Raw genomic sequence first — 26,514 nt, 5'->3', positions numbered from 1 at the left:
TCCCGTACAAATACTCGGTGACAAGCTTTACTTTAAATTCTTCACTATATTTGACCATAAAAACACCCCCGAAAGTTAGGTTTTTTACTCTAACTTTCGGGGGTCGGTACCATGACGGGTTATTTTTTTTGGGAAGGAATAGGAATAGAAAAAGAATGGAATCTGAAGGACAAAAGAACATTAAATCGAGAAAAAGTGTCCATCATAGCCCCGATGAAGGACAAAAGAACATCCAATCGGGAAAAAGTGTCCATCATAGCCCCGATGAAGGACAAAAGAACATCCAATCGGGAAAAAGTGTCTATCATAGCCCCGATGAACGACAAAAAAACATCCAATCGGGAAAAAGTGTCCATCATAGCCCCGATGAAGGACAAAAAAACATCCAATCGAGAAAAAGTGTCCATCATAGCCCCGATGAAGGACAAAAGAACATCCAATCGAGAAAAAGTGTCCATCATAGCCCCGATGAAGGACAAAAGAACATCCAATCGGGAAAAAGTGTCTATCATAGCCCCGTTGAAGGACAAAAAAACATCCAATCGGGAAAAAGTGTCCATCATAGCCCTGATGAAGGACAAAAAAACATCCAATCGAGAAAAAGTGTCCATCATAGCCCCGATGAAGGACAAAAGAACATCCAATCGGGAAAAAGTGTCCATCATAGCCCCGATGAAGGACAAAAGAACATTAAATCGGGAAAAAGTGTCTATCATAAGCAGGATGAAGGACTAAAAAGCATCCAATCTAGAAAAACTGTCCTTCATCCTCTCTAATAACTTCTCAGTCAATTAAACGTTTGCCACCAACACCGTAATTACGCTTATCAATATCTTCCACAAACACAACAACCTTATCACGAGATGCACCAGTTGTTTCCACCACCGCATCTGTTACTTTTTCAATCAATGCTTTACGCTGTTCATCTGTTCTTCCTTCTAGCATTTGTACTGTCACGTATGGCATATGTATTCTCTCCTTTTTTTAAAGATAAGTACCCTAGGGGTTTTTCCATATCATTGTATCGTAAACACAAAAAAAGGGAAACAAAGAAGATGAAAACACCTTTTCAAACATGCTACAATAAATAGTAAAATCAGTAGGAGGATTGTCATGAGTGAAGAAAAGAAAAAGAAATCCAATCAATTTACGATCATGAAGGACGATTCCACGGACGGGCATGGTGGATATGGTGTCGGATCGATTAGTTTAGAGAATATCTCCCCTGTGATTGTCGACCCAAATGAAGATCGTGCTTTTGTAGATATGGGAGCTATGCATGCGAGAAGTGAAGTGGAACGTCGTGTGAAATTTCTTCCTAATAAAGAAGACGTACCAAACGGTAAATTGTACTGGATTGTCTGGGTAACGGTGGAACGGGGAGAAAATGGCCCATACTATCATGGTGTAACAGGCTGTGAAATTCGTGTCGATCGTTCCATTAAACGTGCCTATAAATCCATGCCAGAGCATGTGAATAATATGGATAAATCGATGAAAGGACATGTGATTGTCGATCATATGGATGCGAAATCGCAAAAATTATTAGGTGATTTCTTACGGGAATTCGACCCTGAAATGTGGGAAAATTCTTCAGATGAATTAAAACAGGCATTACCAGAATAGTGAACATTTTGTGAACATTATCTGAAAATGGACAATTATACTTGTCCTAAGAGATCAATTTTTTATAAAATATACACACATGGTAACTCTTCGTTACTAGGACCGGAAAAGGCTGGGCATTTGCCCAGCCTTTTTCCGTTTAGTGCTCATCTTCTTCTCCAGTCCATAGCCATTCCCACCAGTTTTCTAATAAACGATCTTCCGGTATCATTTCTTCCAGGTCTTCAGGATGTTCCTGATTATAGTCTTCTAAATGAACTGTACAATATTTCGTAGGCTCTGTTCCTTTCACAAATAACATCGTATGCGTTTGGCCGCATTCATCTGATGCGAGGTAACCAGTATTTAAATCTATCGACGCTTCCACCACATTTTCAGGCTTAACAATATCTTCTTCTGGTAAATTTTCATGAGCGGACTCCATAAAGGACGCCCATACTTCCTTCGCGTATTGCTGGTCACTTGTTTGGACAATATCTCGATTGTCATCGTAACCAACCCAGACTCCGGCAGTTAAAGCAGGTGTAAAACCAATCATCCAGTTATCTGCATTAGTTGTTCCTGATTTACCAGCATATTCGTGTGATAGCTTATCGGCTATAGATGCCCCAGTAACACTCATATAACCATTTAATTCTTCTTCGAACATCCCTTTCATCATGTCAGCCAGTATATATGCATACTCTTCTCTCAATACTTGATCATCATCCTGTTTGGAGAAAAGGCCCCATCCTTGGTCTTTTGTCTGTTCTTCTTCCCTGTCATACAATATTTCTCCATATGCGTCTGTCACTTTGATGATGGTATGGCTTTCTACATCAAGACCGCCATTGGCAATGATACTGTAGCCTGTTACCATCTCTTCCATCGTTACCACTTCTGTTCCTAATGCAAGTGATGCGACGGGGTCTAACTCACTTTTAAAGTTGAATTTATCTTTGACTACTCGTGCAAATCGTTCTGGTGTTACATAAAGATTGGTCTTGACAGCAAAGATATTATCCGAAAGAGCCATTGCTTGTGCCATTGTGATTGGTTGATTGGCATAATAATCATTATAGTTGCTAGGCTGATAGCTTTTACCATCAGCTAACTCAAAAGTCGTCGGCTTACTCATTAAAGTCGTGGCCGCGGTCATGCCATTTTCTAGAGCTGTATAATAAAGAAAAGGTTTAAAAGCCGAACCTGGCATTCTCTTTGCCTGTGTTACCCGATTAAAAGAAGAAGTTTCATAATCCCGTCCACCAACAAGTGCAGTAACAGCTCCCGAACTTGGATCCATTGCAACGGCACTAAGTTGAATTTCCGAATTAGCATCGATTATAGTAGATGCTTGATTCATTGCTTGCTGCTGTTCCAAATCTAAAGTGGTATAAACTTGATAGCCTCCGGAACGAATATCTTCCATACTTACATCCAGTAACGCTTGCAACTCATTGACAACGACATCCTGGAAATAAGGTGCAACACCTTGTGTGGTAATCATACGATCTTCAGAAAAAGTTAATTCTTCATTCAAGGCTTTTTCGTATGTGACATCATCGATCACATTCTTGTCATGAAGATTGGATAAAATCAGTTCCTGTCTGCCCTTGGCTTTATCGAAATCATGAAAAGGCGAATAGTGTGTCGGTCCTTTCGGTATTCCTGCCAGCATAGCTGCTTCTGCCCAACTGAGATCTGCTGCAGATTTATCAAAAAAGAATCTGCTTGCAGCTTCGATACCGTAGGCGCCATGGCCAAAATAGATGGTGTTTAAATACCCCTCTAACAGCTCCTCCTTGTCATAAAACATTTCTAAGCGAATGGTATAGAAAGCTTCGTATAATTTCCGTTTCCATGTTTTCTCATGTGAAAGAAAAAGGTTACGGGCATACTGTTGGGTAATCGTGCTTGCGCCTTCTTTTAACGACATCGTCCGAATATCATTCCAGATTGCACCAGCTAAACGTTTAAGGTCAAAACCGAAATGATCATAAAAATGTTGATCCTCTGTCAAGACCGTTGCTTGTTCCAAGCGATCATCTATTTCATCAAGTGGTACCCAATATCTTTTTTCGGTGCCAAATTCTTCTCCGATTACTTCACCGTCATTACTGTAATAAATAGTATTTTGCGGACGGTCTAACGAAGGTGGGCCTAGTAAAAAACTCGCAATCAACAGGACTGCAACACAAGACCCTGCCATTAATACAAAGAAGACCCCTAATTTTAACAAAAGTTTCTTTTTTCTCCTTCTCCTACGCATGCGTTTCACCTGACCACACCTCCATTTTTTTGTGTGAGTGAAAAACTTATATTAGCATTATGGATAAAACAGAACAGGTATAAACATATAAGATGTAAGAATGACTTGATTTTTTACGGAAAAACTCTAGAATAGTATTGTTTACTATTAAAATAATTATTGGATATAGATAAAGGAGCGATCCAGATGGGTCTATGGTTTACCGAAAAACAAACAGAAAACTTTGGCATCACGATGAAAGTGAATAAAACGCACCATACGGAGCAAACAGCATTCCAAAAGCTCGATATGATCGAAACAGCGGAATGGGGTAACATGTTGCTTTTGGATGACATGGTTATGACGACAGAGCAGGATGAGTTTGTCTACCATGAAATGGTCGCACATGTTCCATTGTTTACACACCCTAATCCGAAAGAAGTATTGGTTGTCGGGGGTGGAGACGGTGGAGTTATTCGTGAAATTCTGAAACACGCCTCTGTTACAAAAGCTGTTCTTGTAGATATCGACGGAAAAGTAATTGAATATTCCAAAAAATATTTGCCCTCTATTGCTGGCAAATTAGATGATCCCCGTGTGGAAGTACGTGTAGCGGATGGTTTTATGCATATTGCAGAAAGTGAAAAGGCATATGATGTGATAATGGTCGATTCCACAGAACCAGTCGGACCAGCAGTTAACCTTTTTACGAAAGGCTTTTATGCAGGAATTGCCAAAGCATTGAAGGACGATGGTATCTTTGTCGCACAAACAGACAACCCTTGGTTTAAAGCAGATTTAATTCGTCAGGTATATGCGGATGTAAAAGAGATTTTCCCTGTCACGCGCTTGTATACGGCGAATATTCCTACCTACCCAAGTGGTTTGTGGACGTTTACGATCGGAAGTAAAATTCATGATCCGTTAAAAGTGAAAGAGGAGCGTTTTTTTAATATTGAAACAAAGTATTATACAAAAGAGTTACACCATGCCAGCTTTGTTCTGCCGAAATTTGTAGCAGACTTAACTCTATAGAGGAGGAAGAGGTAAATGCGATTTGAAGAAGCCTACTCTGGAAAAGTATTTATTATGTCCAGACCAGATTTTCAAGCTGCTGAGGCAATAATCTACGGGATGCCGATGGATTGGACTGTTAGCTTCCGTCCAGGATCACGTTTTGGTCCGAATCGAATTCGTGAGGCGTCAATTGGTTTAGAAGAATATAGTCCTTATTTAGACCGTCATTTAGAAGAAGTAACCTATTTTGATGCGGGAGATATCCCACTACCTTTTGGTAATCCGAAAAGAAGCCTTACAATGATCCGTAAGTATGTCGATCAAATTCTAGAAAAAGGAAAATTCCCGTTAGGATTAGGTGGCGAGCATCTTGTCAGCTGGCCAATTATAGAAGCAATGTATGAAAAATATCCAGATCTTGCTGTCATTCACATTGACGCCCATGCAGATTTGCGGGAGGAATATGAGGGCGAGCCATTGTCTCATTCCACACCGATTCGGAAAGTTTGTAAAAAAATTGGACCGGAAAATGTTTTTTCCTTTGGTATTCGTTCTGGTGATCGCGAGGAATTTCGTTATGCAGAGGAAAGCGGCATGTATATGGCAAAGTTCGATGTAGCGGAGCCGTTAAAAGAAATCTTGCCGAGATTAGCTGGTCGTCCTGTTTATGTCACGATTGACATTGATGTATTGGATCCAGCTTTTGCACCGGGTACTGGTACTGCAGAAGCGGGAGGAATTACCTCTAAGGAATTGTTAGAAGCAATCCATTTAATTGCGCGGTCTGCTATCAACGTCGTCGGTGCTGACCTTGTAGAAGTAGCTCCTAACTATGATCCTAGTGAACAAACAGTAATAGCTGCTAGTAAATTTGTGCGTGAAATATTACTAGGATGGGTAAAGTAAGTCACATCAAATGTAAACTATCATGCAATATGATAAAATATGTTACAGCTTATATTGGAGTGGGGATATTTATTACATGAATAGAAAACAAATGGTGATGGGATTTTTGTCGAATGATACAGAAATGCCACTACATGTCGTTTATCAACAACTAAAAGGTCAGCCAAATGAATGGAAAGATATGAGTGAAATTTGTCTAAATAGTGAGAATGGGGCAAATCAATGCGTAGCCATGGAATATTTGTATGCCAATGGATTATTGGACGAGTTGAGGCTATTAATAGATAAGACAATGTATGCAAAAAACAAGCTTGTTCGTAAAACATCACGAATTTATCAAATCATGTATGATCGAAAAATATTGAGAGCGAAACAATTAAAGCCAGATATGCCTGTGCATTATATCCAAACCGTTAATCGTATAAAGATAAATGAGGAAGAATATTCATTAAAGATTCTTCGGGACCTTGTTTATATATATAGTTATTTTGATACACACCAATATGGTGAAATCGGAACTTTTAAGCAATTAATTAGACAAAATCTGCTGCATATAACAGATCCTTTATTATACGATTTAATTGAATCGAGATTAAATGAGATCCTTTTTATTTATCATTGGAAGCGGAATGAACTGATTTTGTCTCGTAAATATGGCTATCAATTATTAAATGAAACCAATAATCCACATAAAAAAATTGATATCCATAATACGTTGGCACAAGGTTATTTATTCGAAAGCTATGAACAGGCAATGTATCATGTTTCTGTTGCAATAGAATTGGCCACGCAATTACAAAATGAGCGGGCTTTGTACGGTTTGCAAAACTTTACCCTTCCTTTTATCGCCGCATATTATAAAAGAACAGAAGGTATTACGAGTGAAGATAAGGCAGAACAGGCTCATATTGCATTGGCCGAAAATAAGATAGAAAAGTGTATCCGCATTTTAGAAAAGTTCAAAGAGCTTACTCCTTTTCAACAATATTATTTAGGACGGGCCAAGCAGGATAAACAATTATTACGTACGTCTTATCAACGTTTTATTGAAGAACGTGATGATTATTTTTATGCGAAATTACCACTTGAGGCGCTAAACGCTCTTGATCAATAAAAGGATGAATGATAACGTGAAGAAATCACCCGTGTCTATCAAGATGACAATGGAAATTATGGATCTTGGAAATAAGGAAGTGACAGTTGTCGAAGAGAAAGGGCAGTTATTAGAAAAAGAGGATACAACGGTTTTGAAATTTAGTGAAACAAACGAGAACAATGAACAGACTGATTCCTTTATTACGATACAGCCAGACAAAGTGAGTGTTAAAAGATCTGGTGCCGTATCGATGCTGCAAAAATTTCAGAAAAAACAGGTAACAGAAAATGTTTATCGTCATCAATTTGGTACCATGCATATGGAGACGCAAACAGATCAAATTTTATACCAACCACCTAGCAATAAGAAGAATGGCAAATTATTTATCAGTTATCAAACTAGTTTGAATGGTGAAACACCGAGACGTCACCGCTTAACGATTTTGGTAAAAAAAGAAGATTAATGGAGGTTATTGTATGAACGTGATGCAGGAGATGCAGGAAAAGTTAAAAGTGGAAATTAAACGCGCTGTACTAGCCGCCGAATTGGCAACGGAAGAACAAGTTCCTGCTGTAGTACTCGAACAACCAAAAGATAAAGAACATGGTGATTATGCAACAAATATCGCTATGCAACTGGCTAGAGTAGCTAAAAAAGCACCACGCCAAATTGCGGAAGATATTGTAGCTCAATTGGATCGATCAAAAGCATCGATTAAAAATGTGGATATTGCAGGACCTGGTTTTATTAACTTTTTTATCGATAATCAATACTTAACAAGGTTAATTCCAACGGTATTGGAGCAAGGAGAAGCGTACGGAGCTTCAAACGCTGGTAAAGGTGAAAAAATCCAAGTGGAGTTTGTTTCGGCTAACCCAACAGGTGATTTGCACCTAGGTCATGCTAGAGGTGCTTCCGTTGGTGATGCATTATGCAATATTTTAGCTAAAGCGGGCTATGAGGTGCAGCGAGAATATTACATTAATGATGCGGGTAATCAAATCAATAACCTAGCCTTATCAGTACAAGCACGTTATATGCAAGCACTAGGGAAAGACTATCCAATGCCGGAGGATGGCTATCATGGTGCTGATATTATTGGAATTGGAGAAACATTGGCGAAGGAATATGGTGAATCGTTGCTGGATAAATCAGAGGAAGAACAGCTATCCTTTTTCCGTGAATATGGTTTAAAATTTGAATTGGATAAGCTGGCAAACGATTTGGCACAATTCCGTGTAACGTTCGATAATTGGTTCTCGGAAACTTCATTATATGAAGAGGAAAAAATTGTTCCAGCAATTGAAGTACTAAAAGAAAAAGGTTATATCTATGAAGAAGATGGTGCCACATGGTTCCGCACTACTGACTTCGGTGATGATAAGGATCGTGTCTTAATTAAAAATGATGGTTCTTATACGTATTTGTCACCAGATATTGCCTATCATAAAAATAAATTAGACCGTGGTTTTGATAAGCTGATTAATATTTGGGGTGCAGACCATCATGGCTACATTCCAAGAATGCGTGCTGCTATCCAAGCGTTGGGTTATGATGCAGATACATTGGAAGTGGAAATCATTCAAATGGTTAATCTTTTCGAGAATGGTGAGAAGATTAAAATGAGTAAGCGTACTGGTAAGGCCGTAACGTTAAGAGAATTAATGGAAGAAGTCGGCATTGATGCAATGCGTTATTTCTTCGTCATGCGTTCAGCAGACGCACATTTAGACTTTGATATGGATTTAGCTAAATCACAATCCAATGAAAATCCTGTGTACTATGTGCAGTACGCTCATGCACGAATTTGTACGATGCTGAAGCAAGCAAAAGAAAAAGGAATTGACTATACAGGCTATGATGCAAGTTACTTAAAGTCCGAAAAAGCGGAAGATTTATTGAAAAAGCTCGGTGAATTTACACAAATTGTTACAGATGCAGCGGAAAATCGTACACCACATCGGGTTACACAGTACATCTTTGACCTTGCAGCAAACTTGCACAGCTTTTACAATGCAGAAAAAGTAATCAACGAGGATGACTTGGATGGCACAAAAGCAAGACTAGCCATGATGGAAGCAGTTCGCATCACACTCGCAAACGGAATGAAACTAATTGGAGTTCACGCACCGGAAAGTATGTAGTAAAGAAAGGCTGTCCCATAAGTTTTAATAAAAAACTTATAGGGATAGCCTTTTTTGATGATTTAATCAACAAATTAAGAGCTGCCCGGAGAAGATTTGTGGAATATCTGATTATAATCAACAAATCAAGAGCTGTGTAGAGGAGATTTGTTGAATATCCGATTATAATCAACAAATCAAGAGCTGTGTGGAGAAGATTTGTTGAATATCTGAATATAATCGACAAATCAAGAGCTGCCCAGAGAGGATTTGTTGAATATCTTATTTATGAGGTACTAATTGATCGTCAATCTCTCACTCAAGGGAGACTCACTTAAAAAAAGCTTAAATTACAACAAATCACGCAAGGGGATAGAGACCCATGTTAAAATTTTGATAGTTAATGGTTGATGATCTATCCACGTGTCTGTCATTTCATTACTGGAACGGAGATCATGCTCAAAGACGTTACGCATTTTCTGATAAATAGGGTGATCATCATACACAATTATATTTAATTCCTGATTTAATTGGAGGCTTCTGCGGTCGAAATTAGCTGTGCCAGCATCACAGATTTTCTTATCAAAAAAGATAACCTTTCCGTGAAAAAAGCCATCTTTATATAAATAAATAGTTGCTCCATGTTCTTTCATCTTTTTTAAATAGGGGATTGCAGCTGCTTTTGCCAGCATATGGTCGGTTTTCGCAGGGATTAATATCGTTACATTAACCCCTCGCTTAAGTGCAGTGACAAGTGCCTCTTCAAGTTTACGAGTAGGTACAAAATAAGGGGAGCCGATTTCAATGGATTGTTTTGCGTTCTCGATATAACGTAGCATTTCCTTCTCCAAAACGTCGCCCTCTGTCGCTAGTACCTTTACATTTCCAGTTGGAGAAAGTCGGGCTGGACTCTTTGTTTCTCCCCAATCATTAGCAAAGCTTTCCTGCATGACTTTTCCAATCTCTCCAACCATCCGCAAATGATAATCTCGCCATTTTCCCAGTGAAACATCCTTGCCAACATATTCATCCCCTAAGTTGAAGCCACCAAGATAGCTAATTTTCTGATCCACTACAAGTACTTTCCGGTGATTTCGTTGTTGAAGGTGATAAAAGTAAGGAAATCGCGGTGCATTTAATTTATCGATAAATATCTTTTGCTCAAGCCATTTTTTACGGAAATTAAAACTGCCCACCCAATCTGCCAATAGTCTAACTTGCACACCTTCAGCATGCTTGCGGGCAAGTAACGTATAAAATTCGTTGCTAATTCGATCATTACGAATAATAAAAAACTGGATATCGATGGATTCTTTTGCCTTCTCTATATCAGCAAGCATTGCCTTAAACAATGGATCCCCATCAGCATATACTTCTATTTCCTCCGTAGTTGTCTGCCAGCGCTGACTTTCATTACGTTTTGCAACAAGCGTCCGTCCAAGCTGGAAATCTATAATCAGTAAAAGAATGAATAAGATGATTATCCAAAGCATTTATTTTCCCTCATTTCTTTCTTGTTACTATACCCAAAAAAGGGTAAAATCATCATCAACATAATGGATGCGTTTTTTCTGATAATAAGTTAACATATAGAAGGAACAGACAAATAAAAGAGGTGTTAGTCATGCAAAAATTAGTGTTTTTTGTAGGTGTAGCAGGGACAGGTAAAACAACGGTGGCAGAGAAAGTTTCGGCCCATATTCCATGTGCATTTCTTGATCGAGATACAGTTGGAGGACGTTTTGTTGAACGATTTCTTGAGATGAATGATTTAGATCCAAAAGATCGAGATTCCCAATTTTATAAAGAAAACCTTCGGGACTTAGAGTATGATACAACCAAAGATATATGTATTGAAAACTTACGTGTTGGACAAAATGTTTTTATGATTTCACCTTTCACAGCTGAACTGAAAAATAAAGAGTGGATTGAAGAAGTAATTACAACAAGTGGAAAAACGAAAGAAGAAGTGGACGTGAAAGTGGTAGTTGTGACCCTTCAGGATATTGAGCAACAACGTAAACGAATAGAAGAGCGTGGAACAGATCGGGATACATGGAAGCTAGAGAATTGGGATTCTTATGAGACAAGAGTAGATTTTGTTCCGACTATTAATTGGGATATTCCAAAAGAAAATATCGAAATTTTTGATAACTCTGGTGATTTAACGGAAGAAAAGGTTCAAAAGTTGATATCTTTTCTAAAAAAATAGCTTCCTTAAAGATTGTTGCAATTCAATAAACAAAGCCATATAATATGATGGTAGATCTTAACCAGTCATGAATTTTCTTTACATATAGATTAGATAAAAAGGAGTGCTAGAGCGTGAGTGTAAAGGACTTAACAAAGGAAAGAATAGATGAAATGGCAATGATTGATATTGCAACGTTAATTTTAGAAGAAGAAAATAAAGCAATGAATTTTCGAGAAATTTTTGATCGGGTTGCTGAATTAAAAGAACTATCTGAATCAGAAAAAGATACAGGCATTGCGCAATTTTATACGGATTTGAACATAGATGGTCGCTTTATGACAAAGGGCTCCAATCTGTGGGGATTAAAAAAATGGTATCCGGTAGAAGAAATTGATGAGGATATCACGCCTGTACCGAAAAAGAAGAAAAAGAAAAAAGCGAAGAAGAAAGCACCAGTTGAAGTACTGGATGAAACCGAAGATCTCGATGAAACCATTATTAGTGATGAAGATTTAGTTGACTTCGATGAAGAAGATCTGGAAGCAGATGATATTGTCGATGATGATTTTGATTTTGATGATACCAGTCTTGATGATGAAGTGGATGATGATTTTGATGAAGAAGAGGATAAGTAATTTACTTATCCTCTTTTTTTATCTAGATTCACGTATAGTTTTATTTCCATTGTATTGTCCACTAATTAAGCCATATTCTGAAGTAGCGTAATCGTGATACAATCTCGTTCCACGGGCTCTGTAGTCCTTAATACGCCATAAATCCCTCTCTTTGTTTTCCATTCCCTAATGGTTTCGCTTAGCGATAGAAAGTATCGATAGACCACATCTAATAGTATTAACTAGACAAAAGCTACCAACGTCAACAAAATCATGGAACCAAGCTGAAGAAAGTAGCAAAAGCGTATGGTTTTACAGTAGAAAATATAGTCAATAGATTTAAGGCAATCATGAAATAAAAATATCTCTCAAAGGATACTTGACTTTCCACAAGCTTCTGAGTAAAATTTTTATTGGGCTCCATAATTTAACGGAAAATACACAGCGTTCCCCTGCTCAAGGGGAGCGCTTTTTATTTTTTGAATAGCAATGATGATTATAATTATATTTTGCACCGGCAAGGGGAGATATACGATACTTTAGTGGAACTGATTTTGAGATCCTGCATCACGCTCGATTTTTTCGGGAAACGATGCTGATTTGTTCGCAGAAAGTAAGGATATTTCCCTAACGTAAAGTTAAGCACTTTTTATTGGAGTGAACCATTTTCATCAAGCTTAGTATGACTACTACACACAAAATACAGAATACTAAGTTAAAGATAGAACAATTACAAAAGAAAGAGGGATACAGCGTGACAAAATATATCTTTGTAACTGGCGGTGTTGTTTCTTCAATTGGAAAAGGAATTACAGCAGCCTCTCTAGGTCGCCTTTTAAAAAACCGAGGATTGAAAGTAACCATTCAAAAATTCGACCCCTACATCAATGTTGACCCAGGAACGATGAGTCCTTATCAACATGGTGAGGTGTTCGTAACAGATGACGGTGCCGAAACAGACTTGGATTTAGGTCATTATGAGCGTTTTATCGACATCAACTTAAATAAATACAGTAACATCACAACAGGGAAAATTTATTCCACTGTTATTAAAAAAGAGCGACGTGGTGATTATTTAGGTGGAACAGTTCAAGTAATTCCACATATCACGAACGAAATTAAAGATAAAGTATTCCAGGCAGGCAAGCAAACAAATGCTGATATCGTGATTACCGAAATTGGTGGAACGGTCGGTGATATTGAATCATTACCATTTATTGAAGCAATTCGTCAAATCAAAAGTAATATCGGCAAAGAGAATGTCATGTATATTCATTGTACGTTAGTTCCTTATATTCAAGCAGCAGGCGAATTAAAAACAAAACCAACGCAACATAGTGTGAAAGAATTACGTTCTTTGGGTATCCAACCTGATGTCATTGTGTTGCGTACAGAACATGAAATTAGCCAGGAAATGAAAGAAAAAATCGCATTATTCTGTGATATTGATGAAAAGGCCGTAGTCGAATCTGGAGATGCAGATACCCTTTATCATATTCCTTTAGCGATGCAAGAACAAAAACTGGATCAATTAACATGTGATCATTTTGGGTTAGATTGTGGGCCGGCAGATATGACAGAATGGAACCAATTAGTAGAAAGAGTATTGAATCTCTCGAAAAAAGTCAGAATAGCACTTGTTGGTAAATATGTTGAATTACCTGATGCCTACATTTCCGTTGTAGAAGCTTTAAAACATGCAGGTTTTGCCCATGATGCGGACGTTGATATAAAATGGATCAATGCGGAAGCAGTGAATGCTGAAAATGTGGCAGATGAATTAGCTGATGTTGATGGTTTATTAGTACCAGGTGGCTTCGGTGATCGTGGTATTGAAGGTAAAATTGAAGCCATTCGCTTTGCTCGTGAAAATCAATTACCTTTCCTTGGAATTTGCTTAGGTATGCAGCTTGCAACTGTTGAGTTCGCGCGAAATGTATTAGGCTTAGAAGGGGCAAATTCAGCTGAAATTGATCCAAATACACCACATCCAATTATTGACTTGTTACCAGAGCAAAAGGATGTATCAGATCTAGGAGGAACATTACGTTTAGGTCTGTATCCATGCCGATTAAAAGATGGAACGAAAACAAAAGAAGCGTATAATAATGAAGATGTTGTATATGAACGTCATCGTCACCGTTTTGAATTCAATAATCAATATAGAGATGACATGGAACAAAACGGATTCATCTTTTCAGGGACAAGTCCTGACGAAAAGTTAGTAGAAACAATCGAACTTAGCGATCATCCATGGTTCGTTGCTTCGCAATTCCACCCAGAATTTAAATCTAGACCAACACGTCCACAACAGCTGTTTAACGGGTTTATTAACGCCACTGTAAACAAGTAAATGTGGATCAGAAAATTAGAGAAATACTTCCTTTTAAAAAAACGTCATAGTGCAGCACTATGACGTTTTTTAATATGACAAATAGGTTAATTTTGCCATTATTCTACTTGACAAAAGAACAAAATTTATAAAATACTACGAATATTGCAGGATTTTCGTTTATCATATCGAACTATAAGAAAAAGGACTTATAACAAATAGATGTTAAATCGCAATTTATGCCAAATTAATCAAGCAACTATAGATATAAAATAGAAAAACATAAAAGGAGCTGGCAAAAAATGGATAAAACAGTATTGGTAGTAGATGATCAAATCGGTATAAGGCTTTTATTAGAAGAAGTACTTACTCAAGAAGGGTATAAAGTAGAGACAGCTGTGAATGGCAAGGAAGCATTAGACAACATTATAGACAACAAACCTGATCTGATCATGCTAGATTATAAGTTGCCAATCATTGACGGTCCAACTTTAGTTAAAAAGTTGGAAGAGGATAATATTATTATCCCCACTATTATGATGAGTGGTTTGCCAGAAAAAGCAGAAGATGATGTGCAAAATCTAAAATCCGTTAGAAAAACGCTTGGAAAACCTTTTCAATTAAATGAAATTAGAATATTGGTAAAGAATATTTTGGAATAATTGCTTAGAATTCTCTCTTTTTTTATGGTAATTATCGGGAATTTGACGAATAAAGCGTTTTCTGTCGATTGTTTTGTTGCACCTTTTTGACGGAATTGGTATTCTATTAATGGATGCAATCTTTCATACATAGATCGATTGTTAAAACAATTGTATATACATACCTTAAAGGAGGAGCAATTATGCCATTAGTTTCGATGAAAGAAATGCTTATTAAGGCAAATGAGAATGGCTATGCTGTAGGTCAATTTAATATTAATAACTTAGAGTATGTCCAAGCTATTCTTCAAGCTGCTGAAGAAGAAAAATCTCCCGTAATCCTAGGTGTATCAGAAGGTGCCGGACGTTACATGGGTGGATTTAATGTAGTAGTAGCAATGGTTAAGGCAACAATGGAAGCACAAGGTACAACAGTGCCTGTAGCAATCCACCTAGATCATGGTTCAAGTTTTGAAGCATGTGCTAAAGCAATTCACGCAGGTTTCACTTCTGTAATGATTGATGCTTCACACGATCCATTCGAGGAAAATATAGCAGTAACATCCAAAGTAGTAGAGTTAGCACACTTCCACGGTGTGTCTGTAGAAGCTGAGCTTGGTACTGTTGGTGGACAAGAAGATGATGTAGAAGGTGACATCATCTATGCTGACACAAATGAATGTAAAGAGCTAGTTGATCGTACAGGTATTGACTGCCTTGCACCAGCATTAGGTTCTGTTCATGGTCCTTACAAAGGAGAGCCAAACTTAGGATTCAAAGAAATGGAAGAAATCAACACTGTAGCTGGTGTACCATTAGTACTTCACGGTGGAACTGGTATTCCAGTGAAAGATATCCAAAAAGCAATTTCTTTTGGTACATCTAAAATCAATGTAAACACAGAAAACCAAATCCAACAAACTAAAGTAGTTCGTGAAGTATTAGAAGCGAACCCAGATATGATTGACCCGCGTAAATACTTAGGACCTGGTCGCGACGCGATTAAAGATACAGTAATCGGAAAAATGCGTGAATTTGGTTCTTCCGGTAAAGCATAAAATAATGATTAAGCCATACTCATTAAAAGAGTGTGGCTTTTTACATGCATTAAAAAACCATGGAGTGGGAAGTCGAGAATAAATCATGGGAAATTGATAGTAATCCCTAAAAGTTGATAGTAAATTTCCAAAAGTGATCGTCTTCAATATAAATCATCTGTCCTAATCTTATGTTTTTAAATCGATTGGAAATAAGATATAATGGTTGTAAGTTTATTTTTGGTTACATAATTTTGGCAGTTTTAGTACAGACTAGGATTATAATAGCAATTTTGTTCTTAAGGTACAGGAATCCTTGAAAGTGAGGTAAAAATATATGCAGAAGTTGCTTGTAGAGGGCGGTCACTTGTTAAATGGAAAGGTCCGTATTAGTGGTGCGAAAAATAGTGCGGTAGCGTTATTACCAGCGTCTATATTAGCGGATTCAAAAGTAAGTATTGAAGGTTTGCCAGACATCTCGGATGTAGAAACATTAAGCTTTTTATTAGAAGAAATTGGTGGAACGGTTGAGCGGAAAGGACAGACGATCCATATTAATCCTGCTCCTATGACAGCAATGCCCCTGCCAAATGGTCGTGTGAAAAAATTGAGAGCCTCTTATTATTTTATGGGCGCAATGCTGGGGCGTTTTAAGGAAGCGGTTATCGGTTTACCTGGTGGTTGTTATTTGGGACCGAGACCAATTGATCAGCATATAAAAGGATTCGAGGCACTTGGTGCAACTGTAACGAATGAACAGGGTGCTATTTATTTACGTGCTAAAGAATTGAGAGGAGCACGAATCTATCTTGATGTTGTTAGCGTAGGGGCAACGATCAATATTATGCTTGCTGCGGTAAAAGCAAAAGGACGTACTGTAATTGAAAATGCGGCAAGAGAACCGGAAATTATCGATGTAGCGACATTATTAACCAGTATGGGTGCAAAAATTAAAGGTGCTGGAACGGATGTTATTCGTATTGATGGTGTAGAGCGGTTAAGCGGATGTATGCATACCATCATTCCTGATCGAATTGAAGCAGGTACCTATACGATAATGGCGGCTGCTCAGGGAGAAAAAGTATTAATTGATAACGTTATTCCACAGCACCTTGAACCACTGTTGGCAAAGTTGAGGGAAATGGGTGTACATATTGAAGAAGGGGAAGAGCAGTTGCTCATCTATCAAGGAAATGGACTCAAAAGTGTGGATATCAAGACCTTAGTACATCCCGGTTTTCCTACGGATCTACAGCAACCTTTTACAGCGTTGTTAACGAAGGCGGAAGGTACAGGAATAGTCACAGATACTATTTACCAGGCACGATTTAAACATATCGATGAACTTCGCAGAATGAATGCACAGATTAAAGTAGAAGGAAGCTCTGCTATTGTTCATGGCCCTACTCCATTGGAAGGGGCAAGAGTAAAAGCAAGTGATCTAAGAGCAGGGGCATCCCTTATCGTTGCCGGCTTGATGGCCCAAGGTATCACAGAGATTACCGGATTAGAACATATCGATAGAGGATACGCCAATTTAACGGAGAAATTAGAAGAGCTCGGTGCCCGAGTGTGGCGTGAAGAAATGACCGAACAAGAAATCCAACAGTTTCAAAACTCCTAATCCAAGAGAGGCCCATAAAGCCTCTCCTTTCTTTCGTTCTGAATTTTGTTGAGCAGTTGTCATACGCTATGGCCCAATACTGCGCTAGCATAGTTTTCTATCCATGTAAGTAGAAATCCATAGAAAATATTCTCTCAAGTTCTATTCCTCCAATTATTAGATCACTTCACTAGCACATGCAAACAATCGCCCAAAACCAGATCGGTCGAAAGTAATGTTAAAGAGAATTTTCACCAGTTTGTAGTAACCACAACTAATAATAAAAAGTATATAAATGGAGTTTTACCAAACTTTTCACAAGAAATTTACAAAAAAATCACTTTTTCATAAAAATTAGTTGAATATATAGTTGTAACCATGTACTATATAGAAAGAATATAAATAACTCAATTATACCAATTATTTGGGTTCTTCCATATCATCCTGTTACCATGCGGATGAAGGTGCTTCCATCTCATACTCTTCTTGAGATTTCAAGCGATCTCGGTACTCCAACTTGAGTTTCCATTACTGATTGACCATTGATAGATACAACTTAGATAACCAGAACGAAAGATCAATTAGTTATATTGATTGACTTCCCCACGTTTATAAATCTACAAACTGTTAATCTCGAAAATTACATGAAGATGGAAAAACATATTAAAAAAATAGGTGTGGTGATCTTGTGAGTGAAGTAACAATTTCTGAATTAGAACAAATGACATTAAAAGAACTTTATGCAAAAGCAAAAGAATTCAAAGTATCTTATTATGCGAAATTAACAAAAAAAGAACTAATATTTGCTATTTTAAAAGCGCAAGCAGAAAAAAGCGGCTATCTTTTTATGGATGGTATATTAGAGATTATCCCGACGGAAGGATTCGGATTTTTACGACCGATTAATTACTCACCAAGTGCAGAGGATATTTATATTTCTGCATCACAAATCCGTCGCTTTGATTTGCGTAATGGTGATAAAGTATCAGGTAAGGTGCGTCCGCCGAAAGAAAATGAACGCTATTATGGACTGTTACATGTGGATGCTGTAAATGGAGAGGATCCAGAAGCAGCAAAAGAACGTGTTCACTTTCCAGCTTTAACCCCACTATATCCTGATCGATTGATGAATTTAGAAACGGATACAAAACTGATTTCGACAAGGATAATGGACTTACTTACCCCTGTTGGTTACGGACAGCGTGGTTTAATCGTAGCACCACCTAAAGCCGGTAAAACAATGCTACTTAAACAAATCGCAAATAGTATTACGAAAAATCATCCAAACACGAAATTGATTATCTTGTTAGTGGATGAACGTCCGGAAGAAGTAACAGATATTGAGCGTTCTGTTGATGAGAATGTGGATGTTGTCAGCTCTACGTTTGATGAAGTACCGGAAAATCATATCAAAGTAGCTGAATTAGTGTTAGAGCGTGCGATGCGACTTGTTGAGCACAAAAAGGATGTCGTCGTTCTTATGGATAGTATTACACGTCTTGCGCGTGCTTATAACCTTGTTATCCCACCAAGTGGAAGAACGTTATCCGGTGGTATTGATCCGGCAGCCTTTCATAGACCGAAACGGTTCTTTGGTGCTGCCAGAAATATTGAAGATGGAGGAAGTTTCACTATTCTTGCAACAGCACTAGTAGAGACTGGTTCCCGTATGGATGATGTTATCTATGAAGAATTTAAAGGAACAGGTAACATGGAATTACACTTGGATCGGAATTTAGCTCAACGTCGTATCTTCCCGGCAATTGATATTTTACGTTCTAGTACAAGAAAAGAAGAATTACTTGTTTCGAAGAATCATCTCGAGAAAATGTGGGCGATTCGAAAGAGCATGCAGGATTCTCCAGATTTCTTAGAACGATTTTTACGTAAATTACGTTCAACAAAAAGTAATGAAGAGTTTTTATCTGTACTTGAAGAAGAAATGAAGCGCAAAGGTACGAAGAAACCTGTTAATGGATAGAAATAATAAAATACCCTTGCAAACCTTACTATAGGTTGTTATAATTCTTCTGTATGACAAAAATGCTTATCGAGCATGAATCTAACTCTGTTTCCTAAGGATTCAGGGCAAAAGGAGTGGACAGACATGAAAAAAGGAATTCATCCAGAATACCACAAAGTTGTTTTTCTTGATACAAGCTCTGACTACAAATTTCTAGGCGGATCAACCAAAACATCTGAAGAGACAATTGAATGGGAAGACGGTAACTCTTACCCATTAATCCGTGTGGAAATCAGCTCAGCTTCTCACCCGTTCTATACAGGTAAGCAAAAAGCTGATAAAGTCGGTGGTCGTGTTGACCGATTCAAGAAAAAATACAACATTAATTAATTGGTATTTTTTCATTGTACGAAGATATAACAGGATACAAATCCTTGAAACAGGCAAATGTACCAAAAATTTGCCTGTTTTTTATTGGATGTTTCTGCTCATACTGTGGAAACAGGAAATGCTTTCTAGGAAAGATTATTACATATTATCACGAAATAGAAGAGAAAGTGGGACTTCACACCAGAGGAGATGAGGGTTAAAGAAACGGATCAAGTTGTTAGTTAGCACACTTGCTTCCTCTTGAATTTCCCATTGCTTTGGTAGACCATGAATAGGAATTTTTACGGATGATGAACACCGTGATAAAATGTTTAAATATAGAGAACCAAAACTCTGGAAGGGGCAACATTATCATGCACATTATGAAGCAGGACGGTTGGATTGAGCTAATATGCGGAAGTATGTTTTCGGGTAAATCAGAAGAATTAATTCGAAGAGTACGACGAGCAACATACGGGAACCTAACCGTCGCTGTCTATAAACCGCAAATAGACAATCGTTATAAAAACGATTGTGTCGTTTCTCATAATGGATCAGAATTGGTAGCAAAACCAGTTGAACGAGCAATTGACATCTTACAAGATATTACGGAAGACATTGATCTGATTGGAATCGACGAAGTACAATTTTTTGATGATGAGATTATTAACGTTGTGTCAGAGTTAGCTGACAGAGGCCATCGTGTTGTCCTCGCCGGATTGGATACAGATTTTCGAGGTGAACCGTTTGGACCGATGCCACAGCTTTTAGCCATCAGTGAATTTGTGACAAAATTAAATGCAGTATGCCCTATCTGTGGTTCACCGGCAAGTAGAACCCAACGGTTAATTAATGGCAGTCCAGCTTCCTATGACGATCCCGTTATTTTAGTTGGTGCAAAAGAGGCATATGAACCAAGGTGCAGACATCATCATCAGGTTCCGAATCACCCGAAAAGTAAACTAAAAGCTTATAGCAGATTTTGACGGTCTCCGTTATTTTATAATATACTGTATTATAGTGAAGTTTTTGCTAATCGGAGAAAGAGGTGAAGAACGTGTTAGATCGCTTAGAATCGTTAGAAGCACGTTATGATAAATTAAATGAATTATTAAGTGACCCGGAAGTCATTAATGATTCCAAAAAATTAAGAGAATATTCGAAAGAACAATCAGACCTTCAAGATGTGATTACAGCTTATCGTGAATATAAAGATGTCACTACACAATTAAGTGATGCAAAGGAAATGCTCGAAGATGATGACGATGAAATGCGTGAGATGGCAAAAATGGAAATCTCAGAGCTTTCCGAGCAGAAAGAAGAATTAGAAGAGCGTTTGAGAATCTTATTATTACCGAAAGATCCGAATGATGACAAAAACGTTATCATGGAAGTTCGTGGAGCAGCTGGTGGGGATGAAGCAGCACTTTTTGCAGGTGATTTATTCCGAATGTATTCCCGTTATGCGGAATCTCAAGGATGGAAAATTGATGTGATGGATTCCAATACAACAGGTGTTGGTGGCTTTAAAGAAGTTGTTTTCATGATTAATGGAAATGGCGCCTATTCTAAATTAAAGTTTGAAAATGGTGCGCACCGTGTACAACGCGTACCAGAAACGGAATCTGGAGGACGTATTCATACCTCAACGGCAACCGTAGTCGTCATGCCAGAAGCGGAAGAAGTCGAAGTTGATATTAATGAAAAGGATATTCGCGTTGATACTTTTGCGTCTAGCGGTCCTGGCGGGCAATCGGTAAACACCACGATGTCTGCTGTTCGTTTGACACATGAGCCAACCGGAATTGTTGTATCGATTCAAGATGAAAAATCTCAAATCAAAAACAAAGAAAAAGCGATGAAAGTTTTACGAGCACGTATTTATGATAAATTCCAGCAGGAGGCACAAGCGGAGTATGATCAAACACGTAAATCTGCTGTTGGCTCTGGAGATAGATCAGAGCGAATCAGAACGTACAACTTCCCGCAAAATCGTGTCACAGACCACCGCATTGGTCTGACTATTCAAAAGCTTGATCAAATCTTAGAAGGTAAGCTGGATGAAGTAATTGATGCACTGATCATCGAAGAACAAGCGAAGAAAATGGAAGAAATCGGTGAATGATATGCAGATAACGACAGTACATGAGGCCCTGAAATGGGCTTCTTCTTTTTTACAAAAACATAACTGTGAACCGAAAGTGGCAGAAATACTGCTTTTGCACATTATGGAATGGTCCAAAACCGACCTGCTTGTTCATTTACAGGAACCGATGGCAAAAGAGAAATGGAAGAATTACCAGCAACTAATCGAACAGCATGCCGAAACAAAAATTCCAGTACAACATGTAACAGGTGTCGAAGTATTTTACGGTCGCCATTTCATTGTTAATAACCATGTGTTGATTCCAAGGCCAGAAACGGAAGAACTTATCCAACGTGTAACCGAAACGGTGGATAAGTCCGATTTTACTTGTGTAGATGTCGGAACAGGCAGTGGTGTTATTGCTATAAGTTTAGCGAAAGAATGGGAAAATAGACGAGTAACTATGCTTGCAACGGATCTTTCTAAAGAAGCATTAAAAGTAGCCAAAAAAAATACAGAGAAACACGAAGCAAACGTTACCTATTATCATGGCAATTTTTTAGAGCCTTTAATGGATCAAGGAAAGAAAGTAGATATCATCGTCTCTAATCCTCCTTATATTTCATATGAGGAAGCGGACAGTCTATCAGAAACGGTAAAAAGCTTTGATCCAGAAATGGCATTATTTGCGGATCAACATGGATTAGCTGCTTATCAACAAATTATCGATCAGGCGACGAAGGTGTTACACAAAAACGGCATGATCTTCTTCGAAATTGGTCACACACAAGCAGAAGCTGTTACCAAGCTGATTCAAGATCAATTTCCCGATAGCTCCATAAGCCTTTTCCAAGATATCAATGGAAAAGATCGAATAATAAGGGCACTAACATAGAAATAACACCTAGTCCGTCGCTGGATATTCCTTTTTCTTGTTGAGCTAGTTGCTTCTGTTGACGAGATAACAGAAGCAACTAGCTCATTTCTTGCAAAAATCCTTTTAAAAAATGAGAGGAATCATTTCATTTAAAAAAATAATAGATTAAAAGTTTAAAAGTTTTCGTTATTGACCACACTGTGACTAGCAAAAGCTAATTACAGGGGGATTAAAAATGCGGAAGCTTATTTTATTTACTGTACTAATGGTGTTAATTATTGGATTTTTTCCACAAAAGGTAACTAGTAATGAACAATCCTATCAAGTCATTCCTGATGAAGCGATCCGATTAAGGATCTTAGCGAATAGTGACGATGAGAAAGATCAAGCACTGAAACATGCTGTTAGAGATGCGGTTAATGAAGAAGTAACCAAATGGGTGGAGGAAATGGACGATATTGACGAGGCAAGACAACTTATCTCCTCTCGGATAGATGATATCGATCAAATCGTGAAGGATACAGTAGTAGAAGAGGGCGTTGAATATACGGTTGATTACCGTAAAGATGTCCAATTTCCGACGAAGCTATATGATAATTATTTGTACCCTGCTGGTGAATATGAAGCAATCCTCATTACATTAGGGGAGGCAGAAGGATCCAATTGGTGGTGTGTCGTTTTTCCACCATTATGTTTTTTAGATTTTTCATTTGGAACAACTGTACAAGCAGCCGAAGATGATGAAGCGCAAGAAAAGGAAGACAAAGAGGAGAAAAAATCAGAAGAAGAGGAAGTAGAATATACATTTTTCTTTTTAAAATGGTTTAATTAATCATAAATCTATCATTTTGTCATAGATAAATAGTAAGACGAAATGATAGAGGTGAGAGGATGGAATTAAAACCGACAAAAGACATGGAGCAACAGGAATTTGAAGCTTTTTTTGATGAGAAGGTACCATTTGAAGAAGTAGAAATGAAAAAGTACGGGTATTTCCTTTACAAACAAGGAAAACCGGCTGCCTTTTTCTCCCTTATTCCTGTTGATCGGTACGCTTATTGGCTTCGCAGCTTAATTATGAAAAGAACGGGATCTGTGCTACTTCCCGTTACCATCATTCAAACAGCGGAGAAATTATCGCAGAGCTATGGAGCAACATCCTTGATTATCCACAGCAAAACAGATGTTCTCAATGAGTTATTAACACAATTAGGCTATCAACCGACAGATCTAGCTGTAGAAGAATCATTAGATGCTTCCTGGTGGAGAAATTCATTAGAAGATGTGGATAAAAGAGGGGATTATACACAGAATTTAATATAAATGTGCATAATGCTGTGTATAACTAGAAAGCTTTTGTTAACCTACACTATTTTGTGAATAGAAATGTGTATAAATAGTTGTGTTGTGCACATTTTTATTAAAAGATGTGGAAAAACTTGTTGATAAGAAAAGGTGCTTGCACAATTTTCTTGATAACTTCATAATAACGTTAGAATAAATCTAGATCGAGGGATAACATGAAAACAGAAAAATTTGGTGCAAGCACACATTCATTAAAGAAGGCTGCTCTATTATTGCGTAATCAGGAAGTAGTAGCATTTCCTACGGAAACAGTATACGGTTTAGGTGCAGATGCGACGAGTGAAACAGCAGTAGCAAAAATTTTTAAAGCAAAAGGGCGCCCTTCCGATAATCCGTTAATTGTCCATGTACATGATTCAAGTCAGATAAAACATTATGTAACGGAGATATCCACCATGGCCCAAACACTAATCGATCATTTTATGCCTGGACCTTTTACGATTATTCTTCAAAGTAACGGTACTGTAGCAAATACCGTAACAGCAGGCCTGGATACAGTGGCAATCAGGGTTCCTGATCATGAAATCGGTCAAGCACTTATTAAAGAGGCGAACTTACCCCTTGCTGCTCCAAGTGCCAACCTTTCGGGCAAACCGAGCCCGACTACTGCCGATCATGTGTATGAAGATTTACAAGGCAGAATTGCTGGTATTATAGACGGTGGAGCGACAGGTGTTGGTCTGGAATCAACAGTGGTGGATGGAACAGGTGATATACCAGTTATTTTAAGACCTGGTGGCGTGACTAAACAGGACATAGAGAAAGTAGTTGGTCAAGTAGAACTAACAGGTTCCCTTAAAGAAAGTCAACCGAAATCACCGGGGATGAAATATAATCATTATAAGCCGGATGCTCCATTAATATTAATTGATGGCGATCACACCTTTTTCCAACATCATATCCATAGTTATCAACAAAAAGGAAAAAAAGTCGGTATCATCGCCAGTTGGCCGTTAGTAGATCAGCTCCAGGCAGATAGTAGTTATTCCTGTGGCAACAAAGGGAACTTAGCAGAAGTTGCCGCCAATCTGTACTATGCGTTAAGATACTTTAATGGTACCAACGTAGACGTTATCTTAGCTGAAACCTATCCGAAAGAAGGGATCGGTGATGCTATCATGAATCGCCTAACGAAAGCTGCTACTAACCAGCACGTCCAAAACAGAAACATATAACTACCCCCCCAAGCATAAGAATGGGACAAGGGGACATGGATAATGTCCCACCTGTTTTGTTCAAGGGCGAAGGGGGCTTTTTTTCGGATGGGAACATCAATTGTAGAAATTATATCAATTATATGTATGGCATTTGCCTTAGGAATGGATGCTTTCTCCGTAGGATTAGGTATAGGTATGCGAGAAATACGTTTAAAGAGGATTTTCTTGATCGGAGTGGTGGTCGGAACTTTTCATATTATTATGCCTACTATTGGGTTGGTGTTAGGTTCGGTATTATCCAGTAAAATAGAAGGGATTGCTATTTTAGCAGCAGGTCTATTATTATGTGCGATAGGATTTCAAATGATGTTCCAAACCTTTTGGCAAAAAGATAGCCAAGTTTTAGCACCAGTAGGCTTTGGCTTAATTATGTTTGCTTTTAGTGTAAGCCTTGACAGTTTTTCGATAGGAATATCCTTGGGCCTTTCTGGAGTGGCGACCGTTTTCGCAATTACTATGTTTGGCCTTTTTAGCACTGTATTAACCTGGATAGCATTACTAATTGGCCGTAAAACGCATCATTTATTAGGAACCTATAGTGAGTTGCTAGGAGGTGCTATCCTCTTTGGATTTGGCCTTCATGTACTATTCTGATAATGTGATATAATAAGAAGTAGTATCATAAAAAATGGAGGAAGCACTACATGAATATTTTGTTTGTGTGTACGGGTAATACATGTCGCAGTCCAATGGCTCAGGCGATCATGCAACAAAAAACAGCGCATAATGTTCAATCTGCTGGTATTTTTGCCGGTGAAGGGCTGCCTGCTTCTGACGGGACAACAAAAGTGTTACAACAGGAAGGTATCTCATCTGACCATAAGTCCCAACCAGTTACGGAGAAATTGATGAAATGGGCAGAGCTAGTTTTAACGATGACCCAAAATCATCGTGATCTATTAAAACAACAGTACCCGTCAGATACGGAGAAAATATATACATTAAAAGAGTATGCCAATCCTGATTACGAAATGGCTTGGAATAACCTGAAAGAATCTTATGCTCAATTAGAGGAAGCGAAATTAACTGGAAGTGAACCAGATCAAACGCTGTTAAGTAAAATAAATAAACTGGAGCAAATCGTTCAAGATGTTGATATAACCGATCCATTTGGCGGCAATCACATGACTTATCAAAAAACTTATGAAGAATTAGATAATTATCTTGCACTATTAGTCAAAAAGTTGGAAAATAAAGATAGATAAAAAGTCATGTTTTTTG

The 26,514-nt window shown here is 38.0% G+C and carries 26 protein-coding genes; 23 read left to right on the top strand and 3 right to left on the bottom strand.

The genetic code is table 11. From position 1 onward, the window contains the following. The first annotated feature begins 111 nt into the window (after positions 1-111). Entirely contained in the window at positions 112-735 is a 624-nt protein-coding gene (locus ACTNEP_RS10140) for a hypothetical protein (RefSeq protein WP_441161813.1), read from the top strand. 48 nt (positions 736-783) lie between these two features. On the opposite strand, the gene ACTNEP_RS10135 is transcribed toward ACTNEP_RS10140, so the two are convergent. Further along, positions 784-966 (bottom strand): 2-hydroxymuconate tautomerase, encoded by a 183-nt coding sequence (locus ACTNEP_RS10135; protein WP_441161811.1) that lies wholly within the window; start codon positions 964-966, stop codon positions 784-786. Positions 967-1,113: 147 nt separating this feature from the next. Between ACTNEP_RS10135 and ACTNEP_RS10130 the strand changes: the two genes are divergently transcribed. Next, entirely contained in the window at positions 1,114-1,626 is a 513-nt protein-coding gene (locus ACTNEP_RS10130) for a YwhD family protein (protein ID WP_441161810.1), read from the top strand. A gap of 139 nt (positions 1,627-1,765) precedes the next feature. Here ACTNEP_RS10130 and ACTNEP_RS10125 read toward each other — a convergent pair whose 3' ends face one another. Further along, entirely contained in the window at positions 1,766-3,874 is a 2,109-nt protein-coding gene (locus ACTNEP_RS10125) for a transglycosylase domain-containing protein (RefSeq protein ID WP_441161827.1), read from the bottom strand. Between the two features lie 186 nt (positions 3,875-4,060). On the opposite strand from ACTNEP_RS10125, the gene speE reads away from it, so the two are divergent. The 5 genes from speE (at position 4,061) to argS (ending at position 9,016) form a co-directional block, all read left to right on the top strand. Further along, the gene (speE, locus tag ACTNEP_RS10120) at positions 4,061-4,888 is read left to right on the top strand and encodes a spermidine synthase (RefSeq protein WP_441161809.1); all 828 of its coding nucleotides are present in this window, start codon (positions 4,061-4,063) and stop codon (positions 4,886-4,888) included. A gap of 15 nt (positions 4,889-4,903) precedes the next feature. Then, positions 4,904-5,776, top strand: coding sequence for an agmatinase (gene speB, locus ACTNEP_RS10115; RefSeq protein WP_441161808.1), 873 nt, complete (start codon positions 4,904-4,906; stop codon positions 5,774-5,776). 76 nt (positions 5,777-5,852) lie between these two features. Beyond that, entirely contained in the window at positions 5,853-6,890 is a 1,038-nt protein-coding gene (locus tag ACTNEP_RS10110; protein WP_441161807.1) for an AimR family lysis-lysogeny pheromone receptor, read from the top strand. Positions 6,891-6,906: 16 nt separating this feature from the next. Further along, a complete protein-coding gene (locus tag ACTNEP_RS10105; protein ID WP_441161806.1) occupies positions 6,907-7,335 on the top strand; it encodes a DUF1934 domain-containing protein in 429 nt (142 codons plus the stop codon). A 13-nt stretch (positions 7,336-7,348) separates the two neighbouring features. Beyond that, complete coding sequence (gene argS / locus ACTNEP_RS10100) at positions 7,349-9,016, top strand: arginine--tRNA ligase (protein WP_441161805.1); 1,668 nt, start codon at positions 7,349-7,351, stop codon at positions 9,014-9,016. A 329-nt stretch (positions 9,017-9,345) separates the two neighbouring features. Here argS and ACTNEP_RS10095 read toward each other — a convergent pair whose 3' ends face one another. Then, a complete protein-coding gene (locus ACTNEP_RS10095) occupies positions 9,346-10,488 on the bottom strand; it encodes a phospholipase D-like domain-containing protein (RefSeq protein ID WP_441161804.1) in 1,143 nt (380 codons plus the stop codon). A 131-nt stretch (positions 10,489-10,619) separates the two neighbouring features. Here ACTNEP_RS10095 and ACTNEP_RS10090 point away from each other — a divergent pair, with 131 nt between their 5' ends. The 16 genes from ACTNEP_RS10090 to ACTNEP_RS10015 all read left to right on the top strand — a co-directional run bounded on the left by ACTNEP_RS10090 (position 10,620) and on the right by ACTNEP_RS10015 (position 26,498). Then, the gene (locus ACTNEP_RS10090) at positions 10,620-11,207 is read left to right on the top strand and encodes an AAA family ATPase (protein WP_441161802.1); all 588 of its coding nucleotides are present in this window, start codon (positions 10,620-10,622) and stop codon (positions 11,205-11,207) included. Between the two features lie 113 nt (positions 11,208-11,320). Further along, a complete protein-coding gene (gene rpoE / locus ACTNEP_RS10085) occupies positions 11,321-11,824 on the top strand; it encodes a DNA-directed RNA polymerase subunit delta (protein ID WP_441161800.1) in 504 nt (167 codons plus the stop codon). Between the two features lie 733 nt (positions 11,825-12,557). Then, positions 12,558-14,156: a CTP synthase gene (locus tag ACTNEP_RS10080; RefSeq protein WP_441161799.1), complete on the top strand. Its 1,599-nt coding sequence runs from the start codon at positions 12,558-12,560 to the stop codon at positions 14,154-14,156. Positions 14,157-14,437: 281 nt separating this feature from the next. Continuing rightward, positions 14,438-14,797 carry a response regulator gene (locus ACTNEP_RS10075; RefSeq protein ID WP_441161798.1) on the top strand — a complete coding sequence of 120 codons (360 nt, stop codon included), beginning with the start codon at positions 14,438-14,440 and terminating at the stop codon, positions 14,795-14,797. 182 nt (positions 14,798-14,979) lie between these two features. Beyond that, a complete protein-coding gene (locus tag ACTNEP_RS10070) occupies positions 14,980-15,834 on the top strand; it encodes a class II fructose-bisphosphate aldolase (protein ID WP_441161796.1) in 855 nt (284 codons plus the stop codon). A gap of 316 nt (positions 15,835-16,150) precedes the next feature. Then, positions 16,151-17,437: a UDP-N-acetylglucosamine 1-carboxyvinyltransferase gene (locus ACTNEP_RS10065; protein WP_441161795.1), complete on the top strand. Its 1,287-nt coding sequence runs from the start codon at positions 16,151-16,153 to the stop codon at positions 17,435-17,437. Between the two features lie 667 nt (positions 17,438-18,104). After that, positions 18,105-19,397, top strand: a complete 1,293-nt coding sequence (rho, locus tag ACTNEP_RS10060; RefSeq protein WP_441161793.1) for a transcription termination factor Rho — start codon at positions 18,105-18,107, stop codon at positions 19,395-19,397. 126 nt (positions 19,398-19,523) lie between these two features. Continuing rightward, the gene (locus ACTNEP_RS10055) at positions 19,524-19,769 is read left to right on the top strand and encodes a type B 50S ribosomal protein L31 (RefSeq protein ID WP_441161792.1); all 246 of its coding nucleotides are present in this window, start codon (positions 19,524-19,526) and stop codon (positions 19,767-19,769) included. A 353-nt stretch (positions 19,770-20,122) separates the two neighbouring features. Then, positions 20,123-20,734 (top strand): thymidine kinase, encoded by a 612-nt coding sequence (locus ACTNEP_RS10050; protein ID WP_441161790.1) that lies wholly within the window; start codon positions 20,123-20,125, stop codon positions 20,732-20,734. Between the two features lie 71 nt (positions 20,735-20,805). Then, positions 20,806-21,873, top strand: a complete 1,068-nt coding sequence (prfA, locus tag ACTNEP_RS10045) for a peptide chain release factor 1 (RefSeq protein WP_441161789.1) — start codon at positions 20,806-20,808, stop codon at positions 21,871-21,873. A 1-nt stretch (position 21,874) separates the two neighbouring features. Then, positions 21,875-22,729 (top strand): peptide chain release factor N(5)-glutamine methyltransferase, encoded by an 855-nt coding sequence (gene prmC, locus ACTNEP_RS10040; protein WP_441161826.1) that lies wholly within the window; start codon positions 21,875-21,877, stop codon positions 22,727-22,729. A gap of 217 nt (positions 22,730-22,946) precedes the next feature. Then, positions 22,947-23,543 (top strand): stage II sporulation protein R, encoded by a 597-nt coding sequence (gene spoIIR, locus ACTNEP_RS10035; protein ID WP_441161788.1) that lies wholly within the window; start codon positions 22,947-22,949, stop codon positions 23,541-23,543. A gap of 59 nt (positions 23,544-23,602) precedes the next feature. Beyond that, a complete protein-coding gene (locus ACTNEP_RS10030; protein ID WP_441161787.1) occupies positions 23,603-24,034 on the top strand; it encodes a hypothetical protein in 432 nt (143 codons plus the stop codon). A gap of 197 nt (positions 24,035-24,231) precedes the next feature. Then, on the top strand, positions 24,232-25,251 hold the full coding sequence (locus ACTNEP_RS10025) for an L-threonylcarbamoyladenylate synthase (protein WP_441161786.1): 1,020 nt from the start codon (positions 24,232-24,234) through the stop codon (positions 25,249-25,251). Between the two features lie 87 nt (positions 25,252-25,338). Next, on the top strand, positions 25,339-25,887 hold the full coding sequence (locus ACTNEP_RS10020; RefSeq protein WP_441161785.1) for a manganese efflux pump MntP: 549 nt from the start codon (positions 25,339-25,341) through the stop codon (positions 25,885-25,887). Positions 25,888-25,937: 50 nt separating this feature from the next. Continuing rightward, entirely contained in the window at positions 25,938-26,498 is a 561-nt protein-coding gene (locus ACTNEP_RS10015; protein WP_441161784.1) for a low molecular weight protein arginine phosphatase, read from the top strand. Positions 26,499-26,514: the final 16 nt, after the last annotated feature.

It is taken from the genome of Gracilibacillus sp. HCP3S3_G5_2 (assembly GCF_052063305.1).
Classification (GTDB): Bacteria; Bacillota; Bacilli; order Bacillales; family Amphibacillaceae; genus Gracilibacillus.
Note: the sequence above shows the minus strand (reverse complement) of the source record. Positions and strands in the feature narration are given on the sequence as shown.

Coding starts and splice junctions, on each gene's coding strand:
- ACTNEP_RS10025 (WP_441161786.1), top strand. CDS start 24,232: ATGAAAACAGAAAAATTTGGTGCAAGCACACATTCATTAAAGAAGGCT.
- speE (WP_441161809.1), top strand. CDS start 4,061: ATGGGTCTATGGTTTACCGAAAAACAAACAGAAAACTTTGGCATCACG.
- ACTNEP_RS10020 (WP_441161785.1), top strand. CDS start 25,339: ATGGGAACATCAATTGTAGAAATTATATCAATTATATGTATGGCATTT.
- ACTNEP_RS10090 (WP_441161802.1), top strand. CDS start 10,620: ATGCAAAAATTAGTGTTTTTTGTAGGTGTAGCAGGGACAGGTAAAACA.
- ACTNEP_RS10130 (WP_441161810.1), top strand. CDS start 1,114: ATGAGTGAAGAAAAGAAAAAGAAATCCAATCAATTTACGATCATGAAG.
- ACTNEP_RS10125 (WP_441161827.1), bottom strand. CDS start 3,874: ATGCGTAGGAGAAGGAGAAAAAAGAAACTTTTGTTAAAATTAGGGGTC.
- ACTNEP_RS10070 (WP_441161796.1), top strand. CDS start 14,980: ATGCCATTAGTTTCGATGAAAGAAATGCTTATTAAGGCAAATGAGAAT.
- ACTNEP_RS10135 (WP_441161811.1), bottom strand. CDS start 966: ATGCCATACGTGACAGTACAAATGCTAGAAGGAAGAACAGATGAACAG.
- prmC (WP_441161826.1), top strand. CDS start 21,875: ATGCAGATAACGACAGTACATGAGGCCCTGAAATGGGCTTCTTCTTTT.
- ACTNEP_RS10110 (WP_441161807.1), top strand. CDS start 5,853: ATGAATAGAAAACAAATGGTGATGGGATTTTTGTCGAATGATACAGAA.
- speB (WP_441161808.1), top strand. CDS start 4,904: ATGCGATTTGAAGAAGCCTACTCTGGAAAAGTATTTATTATGTCCAGA.
- spoIIR (WP_441161788.1), top strand. CDS start 22,947: ATGCGGAAGCTTATTTTATTTACTGTACTAATGGTGTTAATTATTGGA.
- ACTNEP_RS10140 (WP_441161813.1), top strand. CDS start 112: ATGACGGGTTATTTTTTTTGGGAAGGAATAGGAATAGAAAAAGAATGG.
- ACTNEP_RS10095 (WP_441161804.1), bottom strand. CDS start 10,488: ATGCTTTGGATAATCATCTTATTCATTCTTTTACTGATTATAGATTTC.
- ACTNEP_RS10015 (WP_441161784.1), top strand. CDS start 25,938: ATGAATATTTTGTTTGTGTGTACGGGTAATACATGTCGCAGTCCAATG.
- ACTNEP_RS10075 (WP_441161798.1), top strand. CDS start 14,438: ATGGATAAAACAGTATTGGTAGTAGATGATCAAATCGGTATAAGGCTT.
- argS (WP_441161805.1), top strand. CDS start 7,349: ATGAACGTGATGCAGGAGATGCAGGAAAAGTTAAAAGTGGAAATTAAA.
- ACTNEP_RS10030 (WP_441161787.1), top strand. CDS start 23,603: ATGGAATTAAAACCGACAAAAGACATGGAGCAACAGGAATTTGAAGCT.
- ACTNEP_RS10055 (WP_441161792.1), top strand. CDS start 19,524: ATGAAAAAAGGAATTCATCCAGAATACCACAAAGTTGTTTTTCTTGAT.
- ACTNEP_RS10065 (WP_441161795.1), top strand. CDS start 16,151: ATGCAGAAGTTGCTTGTAGAGGGCGGTCACTTGTTAAATGGAAAGGTC.
- ACTNEP_RS10050 (WP_441161790.1), top strand. CDS start 20,123: ATGCACATTATGAAGCAGGACGGTTGGATTGAGCTAATATGCGGAAGT.